Raw genomic sequence first — 25,572 nt, 5'->3', positions numbered from 1 at the left:
TGAGGTAATATCATGATAATTATTTTGTTGATATTGTTATTACTAGTCGTTCTAATTCTGAACGCCTTTTTTTTATATGTTCAAAAAAGAGGTTCCAAAGCGTTAGGTTCAGAAGCTCCGAAAGTAAAAATGGATGACGGATTAGCAGAAGCAACGGATGTGTTTGTAAAGAAACCCAAGCAGACGTGGGAGATTAAGTCTAGTAATACAGGCAATCAACTGTATGGGTGGTTCACTGATAATAACGATGATGTAACGGTGTTGATGGTTCATGGCTTTGGTGTGGATCATACGTCATTGAATGTACATGCACAGTTATTCGATAAGCTCGGGTGCAATGTATTGCAGATTGATAATCAGGCAGCTGGCAAAAGTGAAGGTAAATACCTTGGCTGGGGCTACTTGGAAAGTCTTGATGTTTTGGATTGGATAAAAAAGCTTCTATCTGAACGCCCAAATGATAAAATTATTCTATTTGGTGCTTCAATGGGAGCGGCAACGGTTATGTTAACATCACAGTATGACTTGCCTAAAAATGTTAAACTGATAATTGAAGATTCTGGGTACACGAGTGCAAGCGAAATCTTGAGTTATCACTGTCAGAAACGTTATCATATTAAAGGTAAGTTACTGATTGGTGGGATATCTTTGATGTCGAAACTGAGAGCTGGTTTTTCATATCGACAGACTGATTGTCGCAAGGCTTTGTCCAAGAATAAGGTGCCAATGATGTTCATGCATGGCAAGAATGATTTTACCGTTCCATTCGAAATGCGAGACGAGTTATCCACATGTGGACAATTCAAAAAAAGGACGTACGAAAGCCTTGGTGTTCACATTCGGAGCTACTACATAGATTCGAAAAACTACCAGATGGCTGTGGAAAACTTTTTAGAAAAATACCTTTAGGAGAATAGTATGAAAATTAAGATTGCTGATTTTATGGAGAACGTTCAAGCAGGTGAATTTAACCAAACTAGTTTGGAAATTAGTAAGGATGATTTACTTCAAGAAGACCTTTGGTCACTAAATAAAGCTAAGGAACAACTTGAAAAAGACGTTACCGATAATAAACTTTCACAAGTTATGATCCATGTGGCTGATGCTGAGTTCGAAATTGATTTTTATTTAGAAACAGGAGTAATCAATTTACCCTTTGCAGATGCTAAGAAAGTCACTCATTTCTTCGATGATGACGCCGAAGTAGAAACAAAAATTTATCTTTCGACAAGTTGCGATTACTTAAATGCATCCAAATTTCACATTGATTTAATTTCAGAAAATAGCTTGAAAAATGATGAAATAAAACACACAATGGATATAATGAAAAGTAACTATGAAACTTCCGTCGAGAATTTTGCTAAGAAAGAGGAAGTAGAAAAAGAGGATAAATAATGAATTCAATGCTACTACTCCTAGTAATGGGTGTGGGAGCTGGAGTTCTTGGTGCAATTTTGGGGATTGGTGGCGGAATGATTATTACTCCGGTGCTAACTATCATGATGGGGTTAGATATCAAGTATGCAATTGGTGCTAGTATCATCTCAGTTATTGCAACGAGTTCCGGTTCGACAATCGCTTATTTAAAGGACGATATGCTAAACCTGCGGGTGGCTATGTTTTTGGAGATTGCTACAACGGTCGGTGCCATCATGGGGGCTCTGTTAGTAGGGATGTTCTCAAGTAATTTCTTATACGTCTTATTTGGATTCTTTTTACTGTATTCTTCATACAATATGATCCGTAAGTTATTCGATAAAAAAGGTGAAGTCGTTTATACCGAGACTGGCGAAATTGTTGAGAAATTCAAATTAGCCAGTACTTATTACGATAAAGCTGAACAAAAACAAATTGATTATTCAATGAAAAATGTTCCCGGTGGATTCATAATGATGTGGGCTGCTGGTTTGGCCAGTGGTTTGTTGGGTATCGGTAGTGGTGCTTTTAAAGTTATCGCTATGGATACAATTATGAAAATGCCTTTGAAACCATCAAGTGCAACAAGTAATTTGATGATGGGTGTTACTGCTGCAGCTAGTGCTACAGTGTATTTCTTTAACGGCTCAATCCGTCCCGACATCGCTGCACCTTTAGCAATTGGTGTTTTGGTTGGTGCAACAATCGGAGCTAGATTGATGCAAGTATTGAAACCTCGAGTTATTAGAATGATCTTTGTTCCCATTATTTTATACATGGGAATACAAATGGCTCTTAAAGGATTTGGGGTGAATATCTAATGCAATCACATGAAGAAACTCGAAAAGTTGAGTTAATCATCGGTCAAATCTTACGTATCGGCGTTATAACGTCTGCTATCGTTATACTAATCGGTATGGGATTGTACTTTATGAATGGCGCTGGTTATCCAACCGTTATCAGAAATGGCCATTCAATGGTTGATTTCCCACAGCGTTTCTCGTCAATCTTTGCTGGAATAGCAGAGGGTAAGTCATACGCCGTTATAATGTTGGGCGTATTCTTATTGATATTGACACCGGTGTTACGTGTTGTTGTTTCAATCTATGCGTTTTATAAGGAGCACGATACCTTGTATGTTGTTATTACATCAATTGTTATGGTTATTCTGATGTTTGCGATGTTCTTGGGTTATCGTAGTTAATGATGAAAAAATGAAGGCGTTACGCGAAGGTTTTTCGCGTAACGCCTTTTTCTTATATAGAATCTGATAGGGCCCAATAAATTTTACCATTGTAGGTTCCAATGAGATTATCGCTTTGCATGGCCAGCAAGATTCCGCTGTTTGAATCCCAAGTATTAGTAATATTCGTTTTTTCTGGTGTGTCGACATCTTTGATATGACTAGCAACAATAGTTGGGTTACCCTGAATATTTTTATCCGAATTCTTTTTTTTAGGATCGCGATAGAACATGTTGCCTTTAAGAATTGTTTTCTGATTATTATGAGTTAAGCTTTCTGATTCGGCAGTTACTTTCCAAGGACTACCTTTTTTTCTGCTATCATTAACCTCAACTTGCCAGTTTCCTGATCGAGGAACTATTTGTTCCCCCAAAAAGCCAATAGTCGTTTGAAAATTAACTTCAGTTTGAACTTTTCCAAAGGCTAATAATCCACCTATGGAAAGCTGACGATTGATATGATTGCTTGTCAAATCACCGTAAGTGACATAAAATTCTAAATTTCCGAAATTTGAATTATTAATTTGTTTCAATATTGAAGCGTCGATACCAAAAGTGAATTTACCACTAGGATCGATTCGTATAGGTTTATCAATTATAATTCGTTTTGGATTTGTCAAATCAGCACTATCTATTAAAACTAAATGAACTTTCATTTGGTTGTAGTCAGCATCCAATCCTCTACAAGTTATTTGTCCATCAATCGTGGTGTCCTGATTATATTTTAGTATTATCGGGTTAGGTGAGAAACTGTCCAATGTTAATTGTAATGGCTCAATACTAAATGATGGAGTTTCGGTACCGGTGATAAGATTATCACCCTCAAAAGAAGCATGAACCGATGGAACTGGTACGTTTGTTTCACCGGAATTTATTCTATCCACTTTACCATGAAGCTCTATTTTAGCATCTCTACTGTTGGAATCTAGTTTCTCTGGAAGGTGGTATTGAAAGGTCCTATTTGTATTATCTTTAAAATAGTCAGCAGGAATTTGGCGAGTTGATGTATTAATTGGCGAGTTTGGATAAGTCACGGTACCACTTGTAAATGTAACGTGCTCTGGGATTTTTAAACTAGCGTTAATTTTATTCCAGTCTTTTTCCCATCCTTTATAATTTAAGGAGAAAGAATACGTAATATCAGAATTTGAATCAACAATATTATGAGTGTCATCGATTTGTATTCCTTTTGAATTATCATAGATTGTAGAATCAACTTTAGCATCTACGAATGAAGGTAAAGATTCGAAAACTATTAAATTATTTTCAGAATAGTCACCAGTTGACCCAGTAAAACCCCAGTATAGTTTTTTATTGCCATTAGTTAATCCAAATTTGGTAGTATCTATTTCTTGAGAGTTAGAAATAGTATATCCTTTCGAAGGTTTACCAGTAGTGGGATTTTTGTCATTGTAAATATATGTTAGTTCTCCCTTTGTATTGTCATTACTATTCGGTTTCCATTTAATAGTAATATGGTGCCATTTACTATCCACAAAAGAAGTGTTATTTGGAGGAAACCGAGTATTAGTTTGATTATGTGATAATCTAAAATAATTTTTATTAGACCTGTTCGTATAATGTTTGTACGTAGAGGAATCAGCGGGATAGTTACCCATAATGTGATTATGGGTAATATAATAATCAAAAGCAGTACCTTCCCCTGTTAATTTATGGTCATCATCATCACCGATGCTTATGTTTGCAAAGGTATCAAACTCTAAAGCCCAACTATTTTGAATTGCAGTTTGTGATAATTTATTTGGACATTCATTGTTGATATCCCAATCAGCTCCCCAGACTCCCATAGATTGCCCATTAACAGGTACCCCGTCAGCTGAAAGTGCAATTGAGTTTTCTCTGTTGGGATCGTTTTGTAGAACAAAGGCCATACCATCTGCGGGTATATTGGTTGTTCTTCCAAAATATATCCACATGGAGGCTGTTTGTTCATGATCAAGATCAAAATAGTTATCTTTTGACATATTACTCCAAACGGCACCAGTTTGATGTTCTGCATTGGTCATTTGAATGATACTCGTATCCGGATGTTTAGGATTAGTAGATGGAATAATTTTAGCATTGTTCCGTCTACTGGGATTCTTACTTAAAACTGTTTTATTACTATGGTTTCCGATGTTTGTTCCGTTAAGTACACGGTTATTATATGCAGTTGAAAAGTTAGCAATAATGAAATCATCATCATTCCAATGTAATCCTTTAGGAGCACTTGAAAGAGCATATTCAAAATCACTATTGGTAGTGTTTGCTTCATCAGCTTTCACTAATTGATAACTATTAAGTGATATCAAAAATCCGAAACAAAGTAATAATAATACTTTTAAAAGCCTAAGCCATTTCATAAATGCCTCTTTCATCCTCAACAAATTTATTTACAGAAAAATCATAACAAATCCCAGATTTTCTAACTGCATATGAAAGGCGAAAGGCCATTGTATTTTTATATAAATGAAATAAGCGATTAAATATTAAATAATTATTCCTGTAATCAAAAAAAGTCACTGAATGACATATTCAGTGACTTTTTCAAATTATATATTAGGAAGGGCATCTAACAGAATCCATTGGAGTTCACCCTGATAGTTACCATCCTGATTTCCCTTTTCCATTGATAGTAAAACGCCGCTGTCAGTTGTCCAAGTATCGGTGATGTTCTTAGTTTGTGTATCGTCAATATCCTTGGTATGACTGGCTACACTGATGGTATTGTTGAATAGATTGTGGTCAATACCAGAATTGTCACGATAAATCAGATTACCCTTTAATGGATATTTTGGATCATTATTCAAAAACATATTTGAAGCATTCGCCTGAACGGTCCAGTTGCTGCCTTTTTCACGACTATCGATGACATCGATTTGCCAATTATCTAAACGAGGGATGATTTTATTTTCAAATGAGCCGTTTGTTGGTTTGAAATGAACCGTATCTTGCACGGTACCAAAAGTTAGCAGCCCACCAACGTTGATTTGTCGGGAGACAGTGTTACTTGTGTTGCCCAATGTGTCCGTTACATAGAAAGATAGAGTGCTGATTTTATTCAGTTGATTAGCACTGATTGGCATAGTAAAATTGCCGCTTGGGTCTACGATTCTACCAAGATTGGTCTTGGTTCCATTCAAAGTTTGATAAACGTTCATCGTACTGAAACTTGGCGTTGTTCCACTACCGATATAGGAAACTTTACCGGGGACAGTCGTGCCTTCATTTGGTTTTAAAGTGATTGGGTTAGGGGATGAACTTTCCAAACTCAACAGTCGCGACCTAATTTTGAAAGCCTGAGTATCGGTTCCGGTAATTAAATTGTCACCTTCAAATGATGTATGAACCGAAGGAACCGTCAGTTGCGTTGGCGCTCTGGCAATAGTATGACCCTTTAATTCAATTTGAGCATTACGACTGTTGGAATCTAAACCTTCGGGAAGTAAGTATTGTAATTGATTATTTGTTACATTTTGAAAAACTTCTGCTGGAATTGGACGAGGATTTTTATTAGTTGGTGAATTTGGATAGGTTACAGTTCCACTTGTGAAAGTAATATTGTCAGGCACTTTCATTAAAGCATTGATGTCATTCCAAGTTTTAGTCCAACCTTTGTAATTTAGAGAATAGGTATAACGGATGTCCGAATTTGGATCAACTAGGGTACTGCTGCTGGTAACTTGAGTTCCACCTTGGGAATCGTCGTATACGGCTGATTTTGCTTCAGCATCAACGAATGACGGAATCGATTCAAAGACTATCAAATTATTTTCATAGTTATTACCAGTCGAACCGGTGAAGCCCCAATATAGTTTTTTATTATCTTTAGTGATGCCTAGTTTAGTCAAGTCAATCGGATATTTACTCGTAACGCTATTGGTCAAAGGTGCCCCTGTATTGGGATCTTTATCGTTATACGCATATGATAGTGTGCCGGTATATTCGGTACTGGGAGTCCACTTAATGGTGACGTGGTGCCACTTGCTATCTACCAGATTAGTTGGTGGAATATTGTAAGAAGAAAAAACGTTGGTCTGAGAATTATGGTTCATTATGAAGTAATTTTTACCACGATTACTTTTACCATTTGTATATGTGGATGATAAAGCGGGATAGCCGGCAGAGATGTGTTGATCCTGACGTTGAAGATTGGGTATATCATAATCGAAAGTATTACCTTCACCAGTGATATTACTATTTTCAAAATTGGTAAAAGTGTCAAATTCCAACGCCCAACTATTTTGAATGGCTGTTCTCGATAAATTTTCAGAATATGGATTTGCAGTATTCCAATCAGCTCCCCAGACACCTAATGATTGTCCGTTAACTGGGGTTCCGTTGGCTGAAAGTGCAATGGCATCGCCACCGTTGGGATCGTTATGAAGGACAAAAGCCATACCATCAGCGGGCTGAACTCCAGTAATTTTTCCCAAATAAAGCCACATTGAAGCGGTTTGTTCATGTGTGGTATCGAAGTAATTATCATTGGCTAAGTTGCTCCAAACAGCCCCAGTCTGCCATTTTGCATTGGTCATTTGAATGACACTTGTATTAGGAGTATTGGGATTGGTCGATTGAGTAATCTTGGCATTATTGACGCGGCTGGCGTTTTGGTCAACCAAATTATTACTGTTATTTCCTTGGTTTGTACCGTTTGCTATTCTATTTGCATAGGCTTTGGCAAAATCAGCTACGGTAAAGTCATCATCTTTCCACTTTAAACCTTTAGGTGTCGTTGCCAAGGCATTTTGAAAGTCCGCATTAGCATCGGCAGCGTGAACCAAAGTAACGGGATAATTAAGGATTAATGAAAATATCCCGAATACAATAAATACTATCCTTTTGAAAACGTTTAACTTGCTCATATAGTTCCCCTTACGCGCACAAATTCCTTCCATAAAGTGAGTGTATCAAATATATACACTTAGTACACGTAAGATAAGAGTAAAAATCCATTGTATTTTTATATAATTAATATAATAAAATGTCAGTACATATAATAACTAATATTATAATTAGATGCTATGGCATTGTTGGGTTGTGCAAAATAGAATAATTTACAATTGAGTTTAAAAAGCATAGAATACATGGTAAATACGGTATTAAAGGAGGCAACAATATGTTTGTAGATACGAGTCAGCCCCTGCCTTTGGACGATCATTTGTGTTTCTCGCTTTACGCAACATCGCGTGCCATTCAAAAGTTGTATCACGACGGATTGAGCGCTAATGGCATAACATATCCACAATACCTAGTACTTGTAGCGCTGTATCAGTATAAAGAATTATCGGTCAAACAGATGGGTGAATTATTGTCACTTGATTCTGGTACCTTAACACCATTATTGAAACGCCTTGAACATGAAAATTTAGTAGTTCGTCAGCGAAGTAAAGAAGATGAGCGAGTTGTTAACGTTTATTTGACTGAAGATGGTCTCAAGAAACGTGAAGCATTGAAAGACTTGCCACAATCATTAGTTAGTAAAAGTGGTTTCACCAAAGAAGAATGGGACAGTTTAGAAGATCTCACTAAAAAGTTGTACGGTAATATTACTAAGTAAAATATCAATTAAAAAAGCTGTTGGACTTGAATTAATCAAGTTCAACAGCTTTTTTATGCGCCTAGATTCAAACCGTTATCGGGATGTCTTAGAAATTTTTGTTATTTTCGTTTCGAAATTGTGGTTTAACTTTATAAGTTGTTGCCAACTTTTCTTTGTTTATCTCTTCTGGGGATAATGGGGCTCTCAGTTTAGTTTCACGTTCTTTAGCAGAAGGTAGAATGTCTATCATACGGTCAAGATATTTGTTTTCTTCTGATTTACTGTCAGCCTTGTAATAACGCATTAATTGGATTGTAAAGTCTGCTCGATCTAAATCACTGAAAGGCAGTACTAAATAATTTTCATTTTCCCATGCTTCATAAGCAGCATTGGCTGAGATTAAGGCTGTTCTTTTGTTGCCATCTTGAAACGGCTGTAGCTTAGATATACTTGCAAATACCCGCCAAGCATCTTTTTCGGCCTTCAATGAGTTTTTGTATTCTTCCACTATTTTACTCAAATCAGATTGAGTGACTATTTCAGGTGGAAAATAATTATCGGATTGACGAGCTCTAGAATCAGTCGTGACGACAATACGAGCAGCTTCATTCCACATAGCATTTCTTAAATGTCCTGGAATGTTGGGCTCTTCGTCATCAGGTGAATCAAAATTCTTATTTACTGCGATAATACCATCAACGCTAAAGCCAATCTTTTTAATGGCTTCAATACCACTTATTGCATCCTCAAATATTGCGACATCATGATTATTCTGTTCGAGTGGCGCACTAGATTTTGCATCCAACGCTTTTTTAGTCTGAGCGACAGTACTGCCATAATCATTTAAACTTCCCAGTGAGGTTATAAATCGTGCTAATTTTGTATTGTCCATTTAACGTCACTCCTTAATCAGTCAGTTTTTAATAATTGAGTCCAATATGCATGGTGCTAGTTGATAAACTATTACAAATATTTCTCTTTATCAACATTATATTCGAATTTATCTTTAACTGCACAATTTACATATTGGTAAAAAAGATGGTTCTGTGACATAACTATTTTTATCTTAAATATGCAGCATAAACGTGCAACAAAACATAGCTTTTTCCGCTTAAGGCAAACAAGACTAGCAATCCAAAATCGGATTACTAGTCTTGTTTGCCTTAATGCTCGAAAGCTGACCATGTTTTGTCACACTCTCATCTTTTTGTTATTTTAATTTTTTAACCTTATCAAACAATGAATTACCATCAGGTGTCTTATTGTCGCCAGTACGCCCAATATCGTAATCAGAATCTCGCATGGCTTCAACTTTACCCATCAAATAACCATTACCAACTTGTGAGAAGAAATCATGATTACTTGTACCAGTCGAGATACCGTTCATAACGATAGGATTGACATCTTCGGCATTGCCATCTGGAAATAGTGGCTCTTGACCGAGGTTCATCAATGCTTTGTTAGCGTTATAACGAAGGAATACTAGAACTTCATCGACCCAACCAACCTCTTTGTACAATTCACGAGTATATTTCTCTTCATTATCATAGAGAGTATAGAGCAAATCGTACATCCAGTCTTTCAATTCAGCCTTTTTATCATCGCTCAATTCGTTAAAACCGAGTTGGAATTTATAACCGATATAAGTTCCGTGGACCGATTCGTCACGAATGATCAACTTGATGATTTCTGCAACGTTAGCTAATTTGTTGTTACCAAGATAGTAAAGTGGTGTGTAGAAACCAGAATAGAATAAGAAGCTTTCTAGAAAGACACTGGCAACTTTTTTCTGCAATGGTTCACCATTTTGATAAATATCGTTGATAAACTTAGCTTTCTTTTGAAGATATTCGTTGTGATCAGTCCAGTCGAAAATTTCCTCAATTTCTTCGGCACTGTTTAAAGTACTGAAGATTGATGAGTAACTCTTGGCATGAACTGATTCCATAAATTCAATGTTATTGAAAACGGCAGTTTCGGCTTGAGTACGAGTGTCCTTTAACATTGCTTGGATACCATCTTGTGACTGTAATGTATCTAAGAGTGTTAAACCACCAAAGACGTGTCCGACAACGGTATGTTCAGCGGAATTCAAGGTGCGCCAATCGTCTAAATCGTTTGAAAGAGGGATTCTAGTATCCAACCAAAATTGAGAAGTTAACTTTTCCCAAGTTTCCTTGTCGATTTGGTCTTCAAGTTTATTCCAGTTCATTGATTTGTAATATGTATCAACCATTATAAAAAATTCCTCCTAGATTGAGCAGCTTTCACACTCGTTACTGCCGATTTCATCATTGTTCTCGGTAAATGTTCTCACATAATAAAGTGACTTGATACCCTTGTAGTAAGCGTAGTTACGCAAAATACTTAGGTCACGTGTTGTCTGTTTAGTATCGTCAGCAGCTTTCCATTCATATAGTCCTGCTGGGATTTCGGAACGCATGAATAGGGTCAAACTCATACCTTGATCGATGTGTTCTTGGGCTGAAGCGTATGTATCGATAACTTTACGCATATCGGTGTCATAGGCTGACTTGTAATATTTGATTGTATCGTTACTCAAGAAAGGAGCTGGGAAGTATAACTTACCGTTCTTCTTTTCTTGTCTCTCTTCAACTAGACGTGTAACGGGTTGCAAACTGGCACTAGTGTTATTGATGTAAGAAATTGAGCCAGTAGGGGCAACTGCCATACGGTAGGCGTTATAGATACCATCCGTCATAACGCTGTCTTTTAATGCAGCCCAGTCTTTTTCTTCAGGAATAAAGATACCGGCGAAGAGTTCTTTAACGTTATCTAATTTTGGAGCGTAGTTATTTTCGACATATTTATCGAAGTAAGTTCCGTCAGCGTATTTAGATTTGTCAAAGTTAGCGAAAGTTTCATGACGTTCTTTAGCAATGTTGTTACTTTCAACTAAAGTCCAGTAATTTAGCAACATGAAGTAAACGTTGATGAACTCAATTGCTTCTGGTGAGCCATATTCGAGATGATGGCAAGCTAAAAAGGTATGTAATCCCATAGCGCCCAATCCGATGGCATGGCTCATCTTGTTACCATTAGCAACTGGTGGAACAGATGTGATATTTGAAGCATCACTGACAAATGTCAAAGCTCTAGTCATTGAACGAATCGATTGACCGAAGTCAGGACTTTGCATCATATTCAAGATGTTAGTTGAACCAAGGTTACAGCTGACATCTGTTCCCAATTTAGTATATTCTTGAGCATCATTTAATTCAGAAGGGATTTGGACTTGTTGAATTTCAGTACAAAGATTACTCATGATAATCTTACCGTCGATAGGATTTGTACGGTTAACGGTGTCGATATTTAGGACGTATGGGTAACCAGATTCTTGTTGAAGTTTACTAATTTCATCTTCAAGCTCACGCGCATCAATTTTATATTTCTTAATGCGGTCGTCTTTAACCAGGTTGTCATATTCTTTAGTGATGTCGATATATGAGAATGGTTTGCCATAGACGCGCTCAACTGAATAAGGGCTGAAGAGATACATCGGTTCGTTGTTGCGAACTAATTCATAATATTTATCAGGTACGATAACGCCGAGTGAAAGAGTCTTAACACGAACCTTTTCGTCAGCGTTTTCTTTTTTAGCAGATAGAAACTCAATAATATCAGGATGGAAAACGTTCAAATAAACGGCACCAGCACCTTGTCTTTGACCGAGTTGGTTACTGTAACTGAAACTGTCTTCCAATAACTTCATAACGGGCAAAACACCGGATGATGAATTGTCGACACCTTTAATAGGAGAACCTGACTCACGCAAGTTCGATAGGGTAATACCAACACCACCACCGATACGTGATAGTTGTAAGGCACTGTTGATTGTTCGACCGATACTGTTCATATCGTCAGTAACTTGTAGTAAGAAACAAGAAACGTATTCACCACGGCGCTTACGACCAGCATTTAAAAATGACGGTGTAGCGGGTTGATAACGCTGAGCAATCATCTCAGTTGCCAAACTCTTTGCGAGATCTTGGTCGCCATTGGCATATAAAAGGGCATTAAAAAGAATTCTCATCTCATAATTTTCAAGATAATAGTTACCATCGTTAGTCTTTAGGGCATATTGATTGTAAAACTTATAGGCTGCCATAAATGATTGGAACTCAAAATGTTGATCCAACAAGTATTGGTAAAGATTTTCGATAAATTCAACTGAGTACTTATCGATAACTGATTTTTCGATGAAGTCACCTTTGATTAGGTAATCTAGGTGGTCTTGGAAAGTATCAAACTTCATCGTATTAGGTTTCACATTTTCGGCAAAGAAGGCTGCAACAGCTTCTTTATCCTTGTTTAGTGGAATTTTGCCATCTACGGGGATGTTGATTTCGTTATTTAATTTGAAATAACTAAGCTTAGTTGCATCGAGGTTATTTAATCCCAATTTCATTCACTACTTTCTGAAAGTTTTCGACATCTTTTTGGGTACCATTGAATTCAAATTGGAAGACAACGGGCACATTTAAACCAGCGGCGATATCCTTAGCCGTATGATTGTAGAGCGTATTGAAGTTACGATTGCCACCACCGGCGACACCGACACAGTTCTTGGCATTGTCTTCATATTGGAGAAAATCGATTACAGGGTCCATCATATCGTCGTCATAAGCAGGCACAATAAGAATAAATGGCCGACCCATTTGATAAAACGGATCGGCATCGGTAATTTCATATCCATCTATTCCCAGCTTATTAACAAAACGCTTTGTTTGACCTGTAATTGAATAATAAGCTAGCTCTTTCATTAGTCCACGAGCTCCTTTAGGCTATCTGGACGGAAACCGACGATTGGGTCCATAGCTGAGTTCATTACGACAGGAACACTTTGGAATCCCTGTTGTTTAAGAGTGGCTAAAAATTCAGGGTCTTGATTGATGTTTCTTTCTTCAAAAGGAACGTTGTGTTCTTTAAGATATCTCTTAGTCATTTTGCATTGCATGCAGTTATTTTTACTATATACGATTGTGTTGTTCATGTTATTACTTCCTCTCAAGTGCTATTCTCAATTAGTATAATCATTTGAAATACGAAACACAATATATTGTATTCGACATAACGGTGAACACACGATATAGCGTGGTTATGCTACCATTATAAAAAGTCGGCAAACGTGTGTACCCACACATTTTTTAGCGTTTCGCATCTCAATTTCAAATAATTTTTCGATTCGTGGTAAAATTAGCGTAATGACTATTATAGAGTTATGAAGTGTGTAAAACAATCAATTTTAGTTGGGAGAAAACTATGAGTTCTTGGAATTTTGTGGGAATTATTGCATGGATTATTGTCATCGCGCTATTAATCTTTGTAGTATTTAATATTAGAAATCGCCATTTAAAAATTTTAGTAGTTAAAAAGGGAAAAATTACTGGAGCAACGATTTTGATGGACTTTGTTGAAATCCTGGTCGTTATTTTTGCTGTCAGTGGTATGTTGTACACGAGTTTGTTTACAAAAGTTGATTTGACTGATAAAAGTGAAGTCGCCGTTTCATATAAGTACGATCCGATGATTGTGCAGACAACCAATGATGGTCAAGGATATTACGTCAAGATCGATAAGAAAGAATCCAATACCGCAACAGATGTCTACCAATATTGGATCAATAATTCGACATTCACAGTTTCCAGTCGAAATGCCACAATCTCAGATGCAACATTGCCATTCACCGTATCAGGCATGCATTTGGATTGGCCAATGAAGAAAATCAAGAAGGCCGATAGTAAGTATCAAGACGCATACGTTATTACCGTTCGTGCCAAGTATAAGAACAACTTCATCAACGGCTTAGGTCTAAAAGCTAACCGTTATGCAATGGAATATCGAGTATTACGAGTTCCTGCACGTTCATTTATTAATGTTGAAAAATAGATGTTTGTAAAGGCGGCCGCCCCGGCCGTCAGTGATTTTTTGCCGCTATGGGGACCGGTCCGAGCCAAAGGGCGGTCTCGAACCTCGATTTGAGGACTTGCAAAAACCGCAAGTCTCCAAGCTCGTCCCGTGGTGTAATTGCTAAAGCAATAACGCCACCTCCATGGCAGGCAAAAATCACTGACGACCGGAGGCTAGGGTTTTAGTTTATTGATGTGTAATTGAAGGTAGGAATCCGATTATTCGATATTTAATTGAATACGGATGGTTCAGAGAGTCTGATAATTGTCTTCTCTATTCATTACATCAATGATGTAAATAATTAAACCATAATCAAAAAAATCTAGCCGCAAATTAAGGGATGTTTTTAAATTAAAAAATTAAATTAGTTGGAAGAGCTGAGAGTATTTATCCGTAGCGAAAGTGGCGTTATTGCTTTAGCAATTACACCACCGGACGTGTTGGAGACTTTCCGATTTTTGGAAAGTCTTCAACCGAGGCCCGAGACCGCACTTTGGCTCGGACCGTGCCGCGCAACAGATGAATACTCTCAGCTCTGGAAACGGCAGACTAATATAACGAAGAGTAAAAAAAAGAAGCTGATCAACTTAATGACCGGCTTCTTTTTATGAGATTAATTATTTAGCTTTTTTGATTTTCTTGATACTTACAACAATCTTGTTATTTAATTCCGTTTTATTAGTATTGTCCTTAGGATCATTCTTAACAATCTCCATCAAAGCTGAGTGCTCGTAAACTTTCTCAACTTTTCCTTGGAATGGGTAATCCATATCTTCATCAACGGAGCAATCGTAAACAGTGCCAACTTTTAAGTCTTCTATTTTCATATCTAATTCTCCTCGGATTAATTACTTAACAGACTAGTATAATAATATAGTAGAAGAAATATTTCAAACATAGGAGTCCTATAATGGATAAAAAAATTATTGTTATCACTGGAGCAAGTGGAACTGGGAAAACAACAATTAGTAAATATTTGCAAGATACCTATCATATACCGAGTGTCATAACTCATACTACTAGATTACCACGTGTGGGCGAAAAAGACGGCATAGACTATCATTTTGAGACGAAAGATAGCTTTTTGAAGAATCATTATCTCGAAAGAGTCGAATTTAGTGGCAATTGGTATGGATCTTCTGAAGAAAGTCTCAATAAAACTTGGGAAAAGTATGATGCGGCCAGTATTGTGGTCGATACTAAAGGTGCAATTTCCTATAAAGAGAAGTATGGCAATCAGGCAGTCGTCATTTTTCTTGAAGTAGATTTGGATACTGTGACGAAACGTTTGGCTGGTCGCGGGGATGATATTAATCGATTAAAGGCGCGAATTAATAGTGACGAATTCCATCGAGATTTGAATATTCCGAGTGAATTAAGGGGTAAATGTTATAAAATTACTAATAATAACATAGAAATAACTAAGGAAAGCGTTAACAAAATACTGAATATCGAAAAAATCAAGTAAATGAGTTTTTCACAATAAAGCTGTAACCACTGATATGTATGTGGTTACAGCTTTATTACTTTGTGAACAACAAAGTGTAACATTCTTATACAATTGCTGTAACATTTCTGCAATATTCAGAGCGTATTATAGTCAACGTTGAGTGATAAGAAATTAATAATTAAGAAAAACTTAAAAAATAAAAAAAACAAACCATTACGGGGGATTTCAATTTTGAATACTAACGTTAAAAAGAGTCTTATTTCATTTACAGCTGCTGCCGCTTTAGCAGTTACAGGTTTAGGCCTATCAAATGCTTCTACAACAAAGGCTGCTTCACAAGTTCTATCTGATGCACCTTCTGCTGTACGTACAAAGACAATGTCAGCACTTTACACAACACCATCATCAAATGGCAAGAGTTCTGGCCGTGCATTGCAAGCTAATACAGCCTGGGCCGTTGGTCAAGCTGTTAAAGACGATCAAGGAAACACATGGTACCTAGTAGGCGCAAGTGAATGGGTTAACGCTAGTGACGTTACTGATATGGCTGCTGTTACAGAATCAGCTTCATCATCAGACAAAGCTTCAACTTCTGACAGTGTTGTAAATACTGCTAAGAAATATATCGGTACACCATATGTATGGGGTGGTAAGACACCTTCAGGTTTCGACTGTTCAGGTTTCACATCATACGTATACCAACAAGCAACTGGTAAGAGCATTGGTTCATATACAGTAGCTCAAGAAAGTGCCGGTACACAAGAAGCAGTTTCTCAAGCATCAGCTGGAGATCTATTATTCTGGGGTGGCAAAGGTTCAACTTACCACGTAGGTATCTACTTAGGTAACAACCAATACATCGCCGCACCACAACCAGGCGAATCAGTTAAGATTTCAACAATCTCAGGCTACTTCATGCCTTCATTCGCTGTTAAAGTTCTATAATACACATTCAAAATTAAAATCATTCACGTTGGACTGTCCGAAAGAAAGGGCAGTCCTTTTTTTGTATGTTATTGAAGGATGCCACTTCCGGTTTCCAGTTATGGAGTTCAGCTATGGGACCGGCTCGAGCCGAAGTGCGGTCTCGACCCTCGATTTTGAGCCGAAAACCGCGTCTCAAAAGTCGTCCTGTGGAGTAAGAACGAGAAGAACGCTCGTCCTAACTCCACTTCCACAGCAGCCTCCATAACTGGAAACCGGAAGCTAGGGTTTTAAAAAGAATTTTGCTCTTCTATTTTCTTCGATATATATGATGGAATTTAGAGGTGTTTCTATATATCTTTGAATTCCTATAAAAGCTAGGAAGATCAGAGGATTTAATCAATTTGATAAGATATACAGACTATTTCATATCCACTGCAGTAACAAAAGAGACGGAAGAGCTAAGAAGTATTCACCCGCTGTGGGTGTGGCGTTAGAGCTTTAGCTCTTACACCACCGGGCGAGTTTGGAGACTTTCCGGTCTTTGGAAAGCCTTCAAACCGAGGGACGAGACCTTGGCTCGGCCCGGTCCGCATAGCAGATGAATACTTCTTAGCTCTGGAGACGGAAAATAATTCACCAATTCTTCATATTTTGTTATAAATTTATTCGTATTTAAACGTTATTATTTAAACATAGTCAAATAGAGGAAGAGGTGAACGGATGATTAGATAAAGCTTCAAATAGAACAAACCCTTTAAAAAACAATTATTGAAAACAATTAATGAATAGAAATAACCCCCTTAAAACATATATATACGAATAAAAATTTAATCTCCTATAAATAAACTTAAACTTCAGATATCTCCCCCTAATAGATAAAGAAGTTAAATTCAAGATTACTATTCCCCCGTAGTTAATCTTCAAAAGAAAGAAGTTGATATTTATCCTACTATTGAATATCATGATGGCCTGCTTATTAGCAGGCTTTTTTGCTGCAGAATTTTTGATAGAATAAGTGTTGAATTAAATGCATGCAAAATATATTTCTTACGAGGATGTAAACATGGAAAAATTAATCGAATCGGCTTTAACAATGATCAAGCCTGGTATGACTGTTAGTTTTGGTGGCGGTCGCACGGTAGGACGCTTGATTCACGCTTTGGATGCATCAACAATTAAAGTGGCTAGTCCTTCAGAACAAACTCGAAAGCTTTGTCTGGAATTGAATATTCCGGTTGTACCTTTGGAACAAGTAACGAAATTTGATTTAGCCTTTGACGGTTGCGATAGTATCGACCAAAACCTGAATGTTTTGAAAAGTGGCGGTGGCATCCATACTTTGGAACGCTTATATGCTAATTTGGCTGACCGATACGTTATTATGGCGCCACAGGAGCGATTTGCTGAAGCATTGAATCCTGATGTGCAATTGACGTTGGAAGTGCTAGAAATGGCTATCCCACAAGTTATAGATACAGTTTCTCAGTTGGGTGGAGAAGCAGAAGTTCGTCAATCTCAAGATATGGCTGGAATGGTACGAACACCTAATGGCAATGGCTTAGTTGACTGTCATTTTAAAGATTGGTCCGAAATTGACTCGATTAATAGTAAATTAGCAGTAATGGCAGGAGTTTTGGGAACATCATATTTTAAAGATGTTGTGACTGATGCTCTTTTAGCAAGCGGCGATAATGTAAAACATATTAAAAAAGAAGATTTATAATTTGAACAAAAAACGACCAAGTAATCTGTAAATTTGATTACTTGGTCGTTTTTTGTTATTTATCATCGTGTTCTTGGTGCCATTGTTTGACATATTCCAAACGTTGCTTGAATAGTCGCTCCTTACCTTGTTCGGTAGGGTGGTAATATTGACTATCCTTGATTTCATCAGGAACAGTTTGCATGGTTGTTAATTTGTCTTGATAGTTGTGGGCTAATTCATAATCTTTACCATAACCGAGATTCTTCATTAGCTTAGTTGGTACATTTCTAATCTGCAATGGAACTGGCAAGTTACCATATTTCTTAATATCTTTTTCAGCGGCTAAAACTGATTTATAAACGGCATTTGATTTAGGTGCGACTGATAAATAGATCACAGTTTCTACCAAATGAACGTTACATTCAGGCATTCCTAGGAATTGGCAAGCTTGGAAGGCATTGATGGCCACGTTTAAAGCGTTAGTGTCTGCCAAACCGATGTCTTCACTGGCAAATCTGACTAGCCGACGGGCGATATAGAGTGGATCTTCACCGCCATCGAGCATACGCATAACCCAATAGATAGCTGAATCGGTATCACTGTTACGCATGGATTTGTGTAAAGCCGAGATGATGTTGTAATGTTCTTCACCATTTTTATCGTAACGAAGCGACTTAGTATTCAACAATTGGCGGACGTCGTCAGCTTTAACTGAAGCAACTTTGTCCTTGGTTTCAGAGTTGATAACGGCCATTTCTAGCGTATTCAAGGCTACTCGAGCATCACCATTGGCATAAGCAGCGATTAATTCCAAAGTATCGGAATCGAGTTCAACTTTTAATTTTGGAAAGACTTTGGGATTCTTTAACGTATTTTGTAGTAACTGGACTAAGTCGGCAGTGGTTAAAGATTTGAGTACAAAGACTTTACAACGTGATAACAGAGCGGAATTGATTTCAAATGATGGATTCTCTGTAGTTGCTCCAATTAAGGTGATGCTGCCTTTTTCAACGAATGGCAAAAAAGCGTCCTGTTGGGCTTTATTGAACCGATGGATTTCATCAATGAAGACAATTGTCTTTTGTCCCATTTCACGATTCATTTCAGCTTCTTTCATGACTTTTTTAATATCATTGATACCGCTAGTGACAGCACTAAAGGTGATGAAATTGGCTTCAGTTTTCTTGGCAATAATTTCTGCGAGAGTAGTTTTACCAACCCCGGGAGGTCCCCAAAAAATTAATGAGGGGATATTATCCTGATCAATGATGTCACGGAGAATTTTATTGTCACCGATTAAATGTTGCTGACCGACAAAATCCTCTAGCGTTTTGGGACGAACCCGATTGGCTAGAGGTGAATTGTCGTCTTTATTTTGACTTGCGAAAAGTGATTCTTGTTGCATTTTTAACCTTCTTTAAGAAATGGCTTGTTGAATCTTAGTCTCATTATATCCCAAAAGAATTAAAAACATGATGACGTATAAAACTAAAGGAATTAATGCGTAATTTAAATTAATAGCGGCAATAGTTTGTGCTGTCTGAGTTTTATTCGAAACATAGCCGGATATTTGGAGAGATTCAGCGGTAATTAAACCACCTAATCCCAGTCCTAAGTTAACGCCGAAGTCGTCGGTTGAAGCAAGGACACCTTCAGCTTGAATACCCATGGCAGTACCGTAGCGAATCGTGTCCGCAATCATGATGGAAACGAGTCCAATGATAAATCCGCCACCGATACAGTTGATAAAGATACCAGTAAATAGAATAGGTAAGTTTTCTGTATAAGCTGCGAAGGTGATGATTAATTGGCCAATAAAAGCAACGATAATGCCTAGTAGCATCGTATTCTTTTTACCAAGTTTAGCGGAAACAAAATAGATTGCGACCACACCGATTAAAGCCGTCAGCGTGAAACTATTTGCTAGTGAAACGAGTGCTTCATTGTGAATAATATATTTGAAATAGTAGATAGTTGTCTGATTCTTAATAGAAGTGGTGAGCCAATACAGGAAGATAACAATGGAAATAACGATCCAAGGTTTATTTGCCCGTAACATTTTCCAAACGGAAGAAAGCGGCTGATGACTGATTTCTTTATTCGTATAACGTTCACGAACATGGAAGAAAGTATTAAGAATCAAAAATAGTGAAATGAATCCGAAGAGAATAATCGTTCCTAAGAAACCTTTTTGTTGATCACCCTTACCAAATAAGCTTACTAGAGGGATGGTAAAGACTGCCACGATAATTTGGACAGAGCTACCGAAGAACTGTCTGATAACGCCTAATAGGGTGGTTTCCTGCTCGTTGTCAGTCATAGTTGGCAAGATTGATGTGATTGGTAAGTTAACTGCAGTGTAGAAGAAGCCTAGACCCAAGTAAGTGACGTAGGCCCAGATTAATTTCCCGGAGTGTGGTAGGAAATTAGGAGTAACGAAAGTTAGGATAGCGAAGATAACGTAAGGGAATGAATACCACAAGAAAAATGGTCGACTTTTACCCCATTTAGAGTGAGTGTTGTCGATCATAACTCCAATAAGTAAACTTTCAAAAACGTCAGCTGTACGGGCTACAACGAAGAGAATTGCCACTTCATTAGCGGTCAGTCCGAAAACGTCAGTGTAGAAAAAAAGCAGATAAGTAGTCATCATTTGGAAGACTAGATTGTCTGCCGCATCGCTTAATCCATAACTGATTCGTTCAGTTAAAGATGTTTTCCATCTATTCATATTTTATGAACAGATCTATTTTTGCGTAGTTAAACGACGATAAAGTTCACGTCCAACAATATCGTTTGTCCACATCCAAGCGATATGACCGAGAGCTTCAGAAATATGTTCTTCAGTAGGTTGATCCTTTGCTGAAGGGACAGTCTTCATCATAGGCATAATTCCAATATGGAAAGCTACCCAGATAGCAAGGCCAAAGATGGCACCAGAGCCTTTTCTGATAAATGGTGAGTATTCTGAGAGTACTTCATAAATGATTGCAAATGAAGTTGAAAAGCCAAAGTGCATCAAAAAACTAGCCCAAGGCATTTGGTGATCAGAGTAAGTGTAAGTTCCACGAGTAATTTTGGTAGGAATCCCCGCTTGTTCCATCAAAGTCTGTGGAGGGTTAACAGCATCACGTTCAGGAGTACGTGGAGGCAAGACATTCTCCCAGCCCAATTTAACAAAGCCAGAGATAATACCAGCGGCCGTTCCAGCGATAATAGCAGCTTTAAGATCGACCTTTTGATCTTTAGTTAATTTCATAAACAAATCCCCTCATTCTTTTTTATCAAATTTATTAATTAAAGTATAAATCAGAATTAAATGTAATTCAGGTAATACGTCTTGGGGTGGTTGGTTGGATATATGCCGCCTCCGCTTGCCAGTGATTTTCAACCGCTCTGGGACCGGCTCGAGCCAAAGGGCGGTCTCGACCCTCGATTTTGAGCTTCGCAAGGTACGCGAATCTCAAAAGTCGTCCTGTGGAGTTAGAGCTAAAGCTCTAACTCCACTTTCACAGCGGTTGAAATCACTGGCAAGCGGAGGCTAGTTTATTTTTGGTGATAAAAATAGATGATATTTCAATAGTTAGTAATTCCCGAGAAGAGACGAAGCCCTTGATATGTAAGGGATATTTGAGGTTAGTGATTTTGAAAGAAGAAAGGGGGGATATTGTGGGAGATAGATTCAAATGGACAGTAATTTTTAAGGGCATAAAATAATTGCTTTTTAGTTAGGAATTAAAGATGGTTGATGGAAGCTCCAAATAATTTGAATATAGCCAGTAAGGTAACAGATAAAAAAAGAGTTGGAAGAGAGGCGTAAGTATTCACCCGCTGTGGGTGTGGCGTTATGGCTTTAGCCATTACACCACCGGGCGAGTTTGGAGACTTACCGGGCTTTGGTAAGGCTTCAAACCGAGGGTCGAGACCGCACTGTGGCTCGGCCCGGTCCGCATAGCAGGTGAATACTTACGCCTCTCTGGAGACGGCAAAGTCATAAATTCTTCATACATTGTTATCAATTCCTTCGTACTTTGGCAACTATATATTCATAATTTCCCGTTATTATATAACCATAGTCAAATAACAAAGGAACAAAGAGGTGACCGGATGTACAAACAATCGATTTCCAAAATGAATAACATGAATTAATTTAATCCCCTTAAAATATTGAAATCCCTTATAAACAAAAATTAAAAATTATATCTCCCCCCTTAAAAAGATATAGAAGAATCTACTTTGAAAGAAGTGACCTGATGAAATTGGAAAAACCCCGTAAAAATTAATTTCTTAAATAACTCACACAACATGAATAGAAATAAACCCCTATATAAATAATCTATTTTTAAAAAGTTTAATCCCCTTATAAAACATATAAATGAAACTTTAATATCTCCCCCCTATAGATATAAAGTTAATTTCCTAAAAACAATTCGATATTTATTCCCCGTAAATATCCAAAAAATAAAAAGTCTACTGGATGTAGGCTTTTTTTATTTGAGCTAGCCGCCATTTTCGACCGTTCTGGGACCAGTTTGAGCCAAAAATTGCGTCTCAAAGCTCGTCCAGTGGGGTAAGAACTAAAGTCTCAAATCCACTTTCACAACGGGTGAAATCAAATGCACCAGAAAGCTAGGTTATTTTTACTGGATTGTCATTTTTTATCAGTTCATTATTAAATACGGAATTATGGACTGGTTCAATCTGGAATCAGAGTATCCACGTTCTAATCTTTTGATCTTTAAACTAAGAATTAAAAGTGAGTTCAATACATATAGCAAAAGTATCAATTTCAAAAAAATAATATAGCCAAAGGTTTAGAGGGAAAAAGCCAGCAGTGAAAGTGGAGTTAGAGCTTTAGCTCTTACTCCACGGGACGTATTTTGAAATTCGAGTGGTCTTCTCGAAGTTCAAAATCGAGGGTCGAGACCGCACTTCGGCTCGAGCCGGTCCCACAGCAGGCTTATTTCCCTCTAAACCCTTGGCGGCAGTGAACAATCAGAACAACATTCTTTCTTCACATTTATTTACTATTTCTTTCTAACTTTCCAAACGATTACTTCATATTTTCCAGCTATTATATAACCATAGTCAAGAAACGAAGAGGTGACTCAAATGACTATGAAGGCACCATTTTAAAAGGATAATTAAAATTTAAAAACCAATCGATTTTTTCAAAATATATCCCCTCCCCCCCGATATATAGAAGAATTTCAAAATGAAAATAAAAGGAAGAAAAGCTTATGAAAGAGACAAATACAAAAAGAGCTAGCCGCAAGGCTAGCTCTTTTCTTATGTAAAATAATATTTGTTTGGTATAGGATTTGGATTTTGTCAGACGTAATAGAATCAGGCAATGTCTGCACGCATCGCCACGGTTCTATTTCTTATATGTGGCTGCTTCTTCATTGCTGCAATAAAGGAAGTGGCCAGGTAGTACTTCTTGTAATCTTTGATCATCCTTAAAAGGACTCTTGTGATCAAAGTCAATTCTTGTCCGTTGCTTTTCAATCTCTGGATCAGGGACTGGAATAGCAGATAGGAGACTTTGAGTGTAGGCATGCAATGGATTGTTGTAAATCTCATTGGAATCTGCCAACTCAACGATCTTACCACGATACATAACAGCGATACGGTCACTGATATATTTAACCATGGAAAGGTCATGGGCGATGAATAGGTAAGTCAAACCTTGTTTCTTTTGAATATCTTGCATCAAGTTGACAACTTGCGCTTGGATAGAAACATCAAGAGCTGAGATAGGTTCATCGGCGATAATAAATTGTGGATCAACTGCCAAAGCACGGGCAATACCGATACGTTGGCGTTGACCACCAGAGAACTCATAAGGGTAACGTGTCATATGTTCAGGGTTCAAGTTAACCATGTCGAGCAATTCACGGACTCTAGCATCACGTTCTTGTTCATTCTTAACCAAACCGTGGACATCAAGGCCTTCAGCGATAATATCCTTAACTTTCATTCTGGGATTCAATGAAGCATATGGATCTTGGAAAATCATCTGCATTTCACGACGGAATTCTTTCATCTTAGGTCCATGCGCTTTGATTTTACTAATATCTTGGCCATTGAAGAAGATGTGACCATCGGTTGGATTGTAAAGTCTGATAATACTACGTCCAGTAGTACTCTTACCAGAACCAGATTCACCAACTAGTCCAAAGGTTTCACCTTTATAAATATCGAAGGAAACATCATCGACAGCTTTGACTTCGTTAGGTTTGCCAATGTTGAAATATTGTTTGAGATTTTTTACGGATACGATTACTTCTCTTTCATCTGCCATTATTTAGCATTGCCTCCTAACTGTTCAAATTTTTTGTAACGATTGAGAATTGCTGCAGGTGGTGTCACCTTTGGTGCATTGGGGTGAAGCAACCAAGTAGCGGCGTAGTGGTTCTTTGAAACTTTAAAGAATGGTGGTTGTTGTTCTTCATCAATTTGCATAGCGTATGTGTTACGTGGTGCAAAAGCATCACCCTTTGGTGGATTCAATAAGTTTGGTGGTGTACCAGGAATTGAGTTCAAACGGGCATTTTCGTTGGTATCAAGGGTAGGCATTGAATCTAATAGTCCCCATGTGTATGGATGTTGAGGATTGTAGAAAATATCTTCAACAGAACCATATTCAACGAAACGACCAGCGTACATAACAGCTACACGGTCAGCAATACCAGCAACAACACCTAAATCATGGGTGATGAAGATGATGGCAGTACCAATTTTTTGTTGTAATTCTCTCAAAAGGTCAATGATTTCAGCTTGAACAGTAACATCCAAAGCAGTTGTAGGTTCATCGGCGATTAGAATTTCTGGGTAATCAACGATAGCAATCGCAATAACGATACGTTGACGTTGACCACCAGAGAATTGGTGAGGGTAGTCTTTCATTCTGGCAGCTGGATTAGGAATACCAACTAAACGAAGTACTTCTTCAGCACGCTTCATGGCATCCTTTTTAGAAACGTTGTTGTGAATCAAAAGTGGTTCAGCAACTTGTTTCCCAATTGTCATTGTAGGATCGAGTGAAGTCATAGGATCTTGGAAAATCATGGAAATTTTGTTTCCACGAAGTTTATCCATTTCCTTTTCACTTTTTTGTAAAAGGTCGTCCCCATGATAGAGGATTTCACCTTTAGAAATAGTGGCATTTGAAGCCAACAATTGTAAGATTGAACGAACTGTGATGGACTTACCAGAACCAGATTCACCAACAATAGCTAAGGTTTCACCGGCGTTTAAATGGAAGTTAACACCACGAATTGCATGGACGGTACCGTTATAGGTATCAAAGTCGACATGTAAATCTTTTACTTCTAGAATTTTATCCATTTCGAT

22 protein-coding genes are annotated in these 25,572 nt (G+C 37.6%); 9 read left to right on the top strand and 13 right to left on the bottom strand.

What is annotated here, in order from left to right:
- The first annotated feature begins 12 nt into the window (after positions 1–12).
- Genes JP39_RS11665 through JP39_RS11650 form a run of 4 tightly spaced genes read left to right on the top strand, consistent with a single transcriptional unit; the run spans position 13 to position 2,620 of the window.
- Positions 13–909: an alpha/beta hydrolase gene (locus tag JP39_RS11665; RefSeq protein ID WP_041500368.1), complete on the top strand. Its 897-nt coding sequence runs from the start codon at positions 13–15 to the stop codon at positions 907–909.
- 9 nt (positions 910–918) lie between these two features.
- Complete coding sequence (locus JP39_RS11660) at positions 919–1,395, top strand: hypothetical protein (RefSeq protein WP_041500365.1); 477 nt, start codon at positions 919–921, stop codon at positions 1,393–1,395.
- On the top strand, positions 1,392–2,237 hold the full coding sequence (locus JP39_RS11655) for a sulfite exporter TauE/SafE family protein (protein ID WP_174795704.1): 846 nt from the start codon (positions 1,392–1,394) through the stop codon (positions 2,235–2,237). Before JP39_RS11660 ends, JP39_RS11655 begins: the two co-directional genes overlap by 4 nt.
- Complete coding sequence (locus tag JP39_RS11650; RefSeq protein WP_041500363.1) at positions 2,237–2,620, top strand: DUF1634 domain-containing protein; 384 nt, start codon at positions 2,237–2,239, stop codon at positions 2,618–2,620. The genes JP39_RS11655 and JP39_RS11650 overlap by 1 nt, the downstream gene beginning before the upstream one ends.
- Before the next feature lie 52 nt (positions 2,621–2,672).
- On the opposite strand, the gene JP39_RS11645 is transcribed toward JP39_RS11650, so the two are convergent.
- On the bottom strand, positions 2,673–5,021 hold the full coding sequence (locus tag JP39_RS11645; RefSeq protein ID WP_041500361.1) for an L-type lectin family protein: 2,349 nt from the start codon (positions 5,019–5,021) through the stop codon (positions 2,673–2,675).
- 189 nt (positions 5,022–5,210) lie between these two features.
- Complete coding sequence (locus tag JP39_RS11640) at positions 5,211–7,526, bottom strand: L-type lectin family protein (RefSeq protein ID WP_041500359.1); 2,316 nt, start codon at positions 7,524–7,526, stop codon at positions 5,211–5,213.
- Between the two features lie 254 nt (positions 7,527–7,780).
- Here JP39_RS11640 and JP39_RS11635 point away from each other — a divergent pair, with 254 nt between their 5' ends.
- Positions 7,781–8,221 carry a MarR family winged helix-turn-helix transcriptional regulator gene (locus JP39_RS11635; protein ID WP_041500357.1) on the top strand — a complete coding sequence of 147 codons (441 nt, stop codon included), beginning with the start codon at positions 7,781–7,783 and terminating at the stop codon, positions 8,219–8,221.
- Between the two features lie 88 nt (positions 8,222–8,309).
- On the opposite strand, the gene JP39_RS11630 is transcribed toward JP39_RS11635, so the two are convergent.
- From JP39_RS11630 to nrdH, 5 genes are all read right to left on the bottom strand, one after another.
- Positions 8,310–9,095: a Fic family protein gene (locus JP39_RS11630; RefSeq protein WP_041500355.1), complete on the bottom strand. Its 786-nt coding sequence runs from the start codon at positions 9,093–9,095 to the stop codon at positions 8,310–8,312.
- Between the two features lie 318 nt (positions 9,096–9,413).
- On the bottom strand, positions 9,414–10,439 hold the full coding sequence (gene nrdF, locus JP39_RS11625; protein WP_041500354.1) for a class 1b ribonucleoside-diphosphate reductase subunit beta: 1,026 nt from the start codon (positions 10,437–10,439) through the stop codon (positions 9,414–9,416).
- 15 nt (positions 10,440–10,454) lie between these two features.
- Positions 10,455–12,626 (bottom strand): class 1b ribonucleoside-diphosphate reductase subunit alpha, encoded by a 2,172-nt coding sequence (gene nrdE / locus JP39_RS11620; RefSeq protein WP_041500375.1) that lies wholly within the window; start codon positions 12,624–12,626, stop codon positions 10,455–10,457.
- Entirely contained in the window at positions 12,613–12,987 is a 375-nt protein-coding gene (nrdI, locus tag JP39_RS11615; protein WP_041500353.1) for a class Ib ribonucleoside-diphosphate reductase assembly flavoprotein NrdI, read from the bottom strand. The genes nrdE and nrdI overlap by 14 nt, the downstream gene beginning before the upstream one ends.
- Entirely contained in the window at positions 12,987–13,217 is a 231-nt protein-coding gene (nrdH, locus tag JP39_RS11610; protein ID WP_041500351.1) for a glutaredoxin-like protein NrdH, read from the bottom strand. Before nrdH ends, nrdI begins: the two co-directional genes overlap by 1 nt.
- Positions 13,218–13,486: 269 nt before the next feature.
- Between nrdH and JP39_RS11605 the strand changes: the two genes are divergently transcribed.
- Complete coding sequence (locus tag JP39_RS11605) at positions 13,487–14,113, top strand: LVIS_2131 family protein (protein WP_041500349.1); 627 nt, start codon at positions 13,487–13,489, stop codon at positions 14,111–14,113.
- Positions 14,114–14,751: 638 nt separating this feature from the next.
- Here the strand turns inward: JP39_RS11605 and JP39_RS11595 are convergent.
- Complete coding sequence (locus tag JP39_RS11595; RefSeq protein ID WP_041500347.1) at positions 14,752–14,961, bottom strand: hypothetical protein; 210 nt, start codon at positions 14,959–14,961, stop codon at positions 14,752–14,754.
- 83 nt (positions 14,962–15,044) lie between these two features.
- On the opposite strand from JP39_RS11595, the gene JP39_RS11590 reads away from it, so the two are divergent.
- The 3 genes from JP39_RS11590 (at position 15,045) to JP39_RS11580 (ending at position 18,234) form a co-directional block, all read left to right on the top strand.
- Positions 15,045–15,602: a guanylate kinase gene (locus tag JP39_RS11590; protein ID WP_041500346.1), complete on the top strand. Its 558-nt coding sequence runs from the start codon at positions 15,045–15,047 to the stop codon at positions 15,600–15,602.
- A gap of 213 nt (positions 15,603–15,815) precedes the next feature.
- Positions 15,816–16,529 carry a C40 family peptidase gene (locus JP39_RS11585; protein WP_041500344.1) on the top strand — a complete coding sequence of 238 codons (714 nt, stop codon included), beginning with the start codon at positions 15,816–15,818 and terminating at the stop codon, positions 16,527–16,529.
- 1,045 nt (positions 16,530–17,574) lie between these two features.
- Positions 17,575–18,234, top strand: coding sequence for a ribose-5-phosphate isomerase A (locus JP39_RS11580; protein WP_041500343.1), 660 nt, complete (start codon positions 17,575–17,577; stop codon positions 18,232–18,234).
- Positions 18,235–18,289: 55 nt separating this feature from the next.
- On the opposite strand, the gene JP39_RS11575 is transcribed toward JP39_RS11580, so the two are convergent.
- The 5 genes from JP39_RS11575 to JP39_RS11555 all read right to left on the bottom strand — a co-directional run bounded on the left by JP39_RS11575 (position 18,290) and on the right by JP39_RS11555 (position 25,566).
- On the bottom strand, positions 18,290–19,621 hold the full coding sequence (locus tag JP39_RS11575; protein ID WP_041500341.1) for a replication-associated recombination protein A: 1,332 nt from the start codon (positions 19,619–19,621) through the stop codon (positions 18,290–18,292).
- A 12-nt stretch (positions 19,622–19,633) separates the two neighbouring features.
- Entirely contained in the window at positions 19,634–20,947 is a 1,314-nt protein-coding gene (locus tag JP39_RS11570; protein ID WP_041500339.1) for an MFS transporter, read from the bottom strand.
- 15 nt (positions 20,948–20,962) lie between these two features.
- A complete protein-coding gene (locus tag JP39_RS11565; RefSeq protein ID WP_041500337.1) occupies positions 20,963–21,475 on the bottom strand; it encodes a DUF1440 domain-containing protein in 513 nt (170 codons plus the stop codon).
- A 2,118-nt stretch (positions 21,476–23,593) separates the two neighbouring features.
- The gene (locus tag JP39_RS11560; RefSeq protein WP_041500336.1) at positions 23,594–24,520 is read right to left on the bottom strand and encodes an ABC transporter ATP-binding protein; all 927 of its coding nucleotides are present in this window, start codon (positions 24,518–24,520) and stop codon (positions 23,594–23,596) included.
- Complete coding sequence (locus JP39_RS11555) at positions 24,520–25,566, bottom strand: ABC transporter ATP-binding protein (protein WP_041500334.1); 1,047 nt, start codon at positions 25,564–25,566, stop codon at positions 24,520–24,522. Before JP39_RS11555 ends, JP39_RS11560 begins: the two co-directional genes overlap by 1 nt.
- Positions 25,567–25,572: the final 6 nt, after the last annotated feature.

The organism is Companilactobacillus heilongjiangensis, from assembly GCF_000831645.3.
GTDB classification, from domain to species: domain Bacteria; phylum Bacillota; class Bacilli; order Lactobacillales; family Lactobacillaceae; genus Companilactobacillus; species Companilactobacillus heilongjiangensis.
This window is presented reverse-complemented; position numbering and strand designations above follow the sequence as displayed.

What these genes read in the sequence shown, in the direction of transcription:
- JP39_RS11665 (WP_041500368.1), top strand. Translation starts at nt 13, where the DNA reads ATGATAATTATTTTGTTGATATTGTTATTACTAGTCGTTCTAATTCTG.
- JP39_RS11660 (WP_041500365.1), top strand. Translation starts at nt 919, where the DNA reads ATGAAAATTAAGATTGCTGATTTTATGGAGAACGTTCAAGCAGGTGAA.
- JP39_RS11650 (WP_041500363.1), top strand. Translation starts at nt 2,237, where the DNA reads ATGCAATCACATGAAGAAACTCGAAAAGTTGAGTTAATCATCGGTCAA.
- JP39_RS11645 (WP_041500361.1), bottom strand. Translation starts at nt 5,021, where the DNA reads ATGAAATGGCTTAGGCTTTTAAAAGTATTATTATTACTTTGTTTCGGA.
- JP39_RS11640 (WP_041500359.1), bottom strand. Translation starts at nt 7,526, where the DNA reads ATGAGCAAGTTAAACGTTTTCAAAAGGATAGTATTTATTGTATTCGGG.
- JP39_RS11635 (WP_041500357.1), top strand. Translation starts at nt 7,781, where the DNA reads ATGTTTGTAGATACGAGTCAGCCCCTGCCTTTGGACGATCATTTGTGT.
- JP39_RS11630 (WP_041500355.1), bottom strand. Translation starts at nt 9,095, where the DNA reads ATGGACAATACAAAATTAGCACGATTTATAACCTCACTGGGAAGTTTA.
- nrdF (WP_041500354.1), bottom strand. Translation starts at nt 10,439, where the DNA reads ATGGTTGATACATATTACAAATCAATGAACTGGAATAAACTTGAAGAC.
- nrdI (WP_041500353.1), bottom strand. Translation starts at nt 12,987, where the DNA reads ATGAAAGAGCTAGCTTATTATTCAATTACAGGTCAAACAAAGCGTTTT.
- nrdH (WP_041500351.1), bottom strand. Translation starts at nt 13,217, where the DNA reads ATGAACAACACAATCGTATATAGTAAAAATAACTGCATGCAATGCAAA.
- JP39_RS11605 (WP_041500349.1), top strand. Translation starts at nt 13,487, where the DNA reads ATGAGTTCTTGGAATTTTGTGGGAATTATTGCATGGATTATTGTCATC.
- JP39_RS11595 (WP_041500347.1), bottom strand. Translation starts at nt 14,961, where the DNA reads ATGAAAATAGAAGACTTAAAAGTTGGCACTGTTTACGATTGCTCCGTT.
- JP39_RS11590 (WP_041500346.1), top strand. Translation starts at nt 15,045, where the DNA reads ATGGATAAAAAAATTATTGTTATCACTGGAGCAAGTGGAACTGGGAAA.
- JP39_RS11580 (WP_041500343.1), top strand. Translation starts at nt 17,575, where the DNA reads ATGGAAAAATTAATCGAATCGGCTTTAACAATGATCAAGCCTGGTATG.
- JP39_RS11575 (WP_041500341.1), bottom strand. Translation starts at nt 19,621, where the DNA reads ATGCAACAAGAATCACTTTTCGCAAGTCAAAATAAAGACGACAATTCA.
- JP39_RS11570 (WP_041500339.1), bottom strand. Translation starts at nt 20,947, where the DNA reads ATGAATAGATGGAAAACATCTTTAACTGAACGAATCAGTTATGGATTA.
- JP39_RS11565 (WP_041500337.1), bottom strand. Translation starts at nt 21,475, where the DNA reads ATGAAATTAACTAAAGATCAAAAGGTCGATCTTAAAGCTGCTATTATC.
- JP39_RS11560 (WP_041500336.1), bottom strand. Translation starts at nt 24,520, where the DNA reads ATGGCAGATGAAAGAGAAGTAATCGTATCCGTAAAAAATCTCAAACAA.
- JP39_RS11555 (WP_041500334.1), bottom strand. Translation starts at nt 25,566, where the DNA reads ATGGATAAAATTCTAGAAGTAAAAGATTTACATGTCGACTTTGATACC.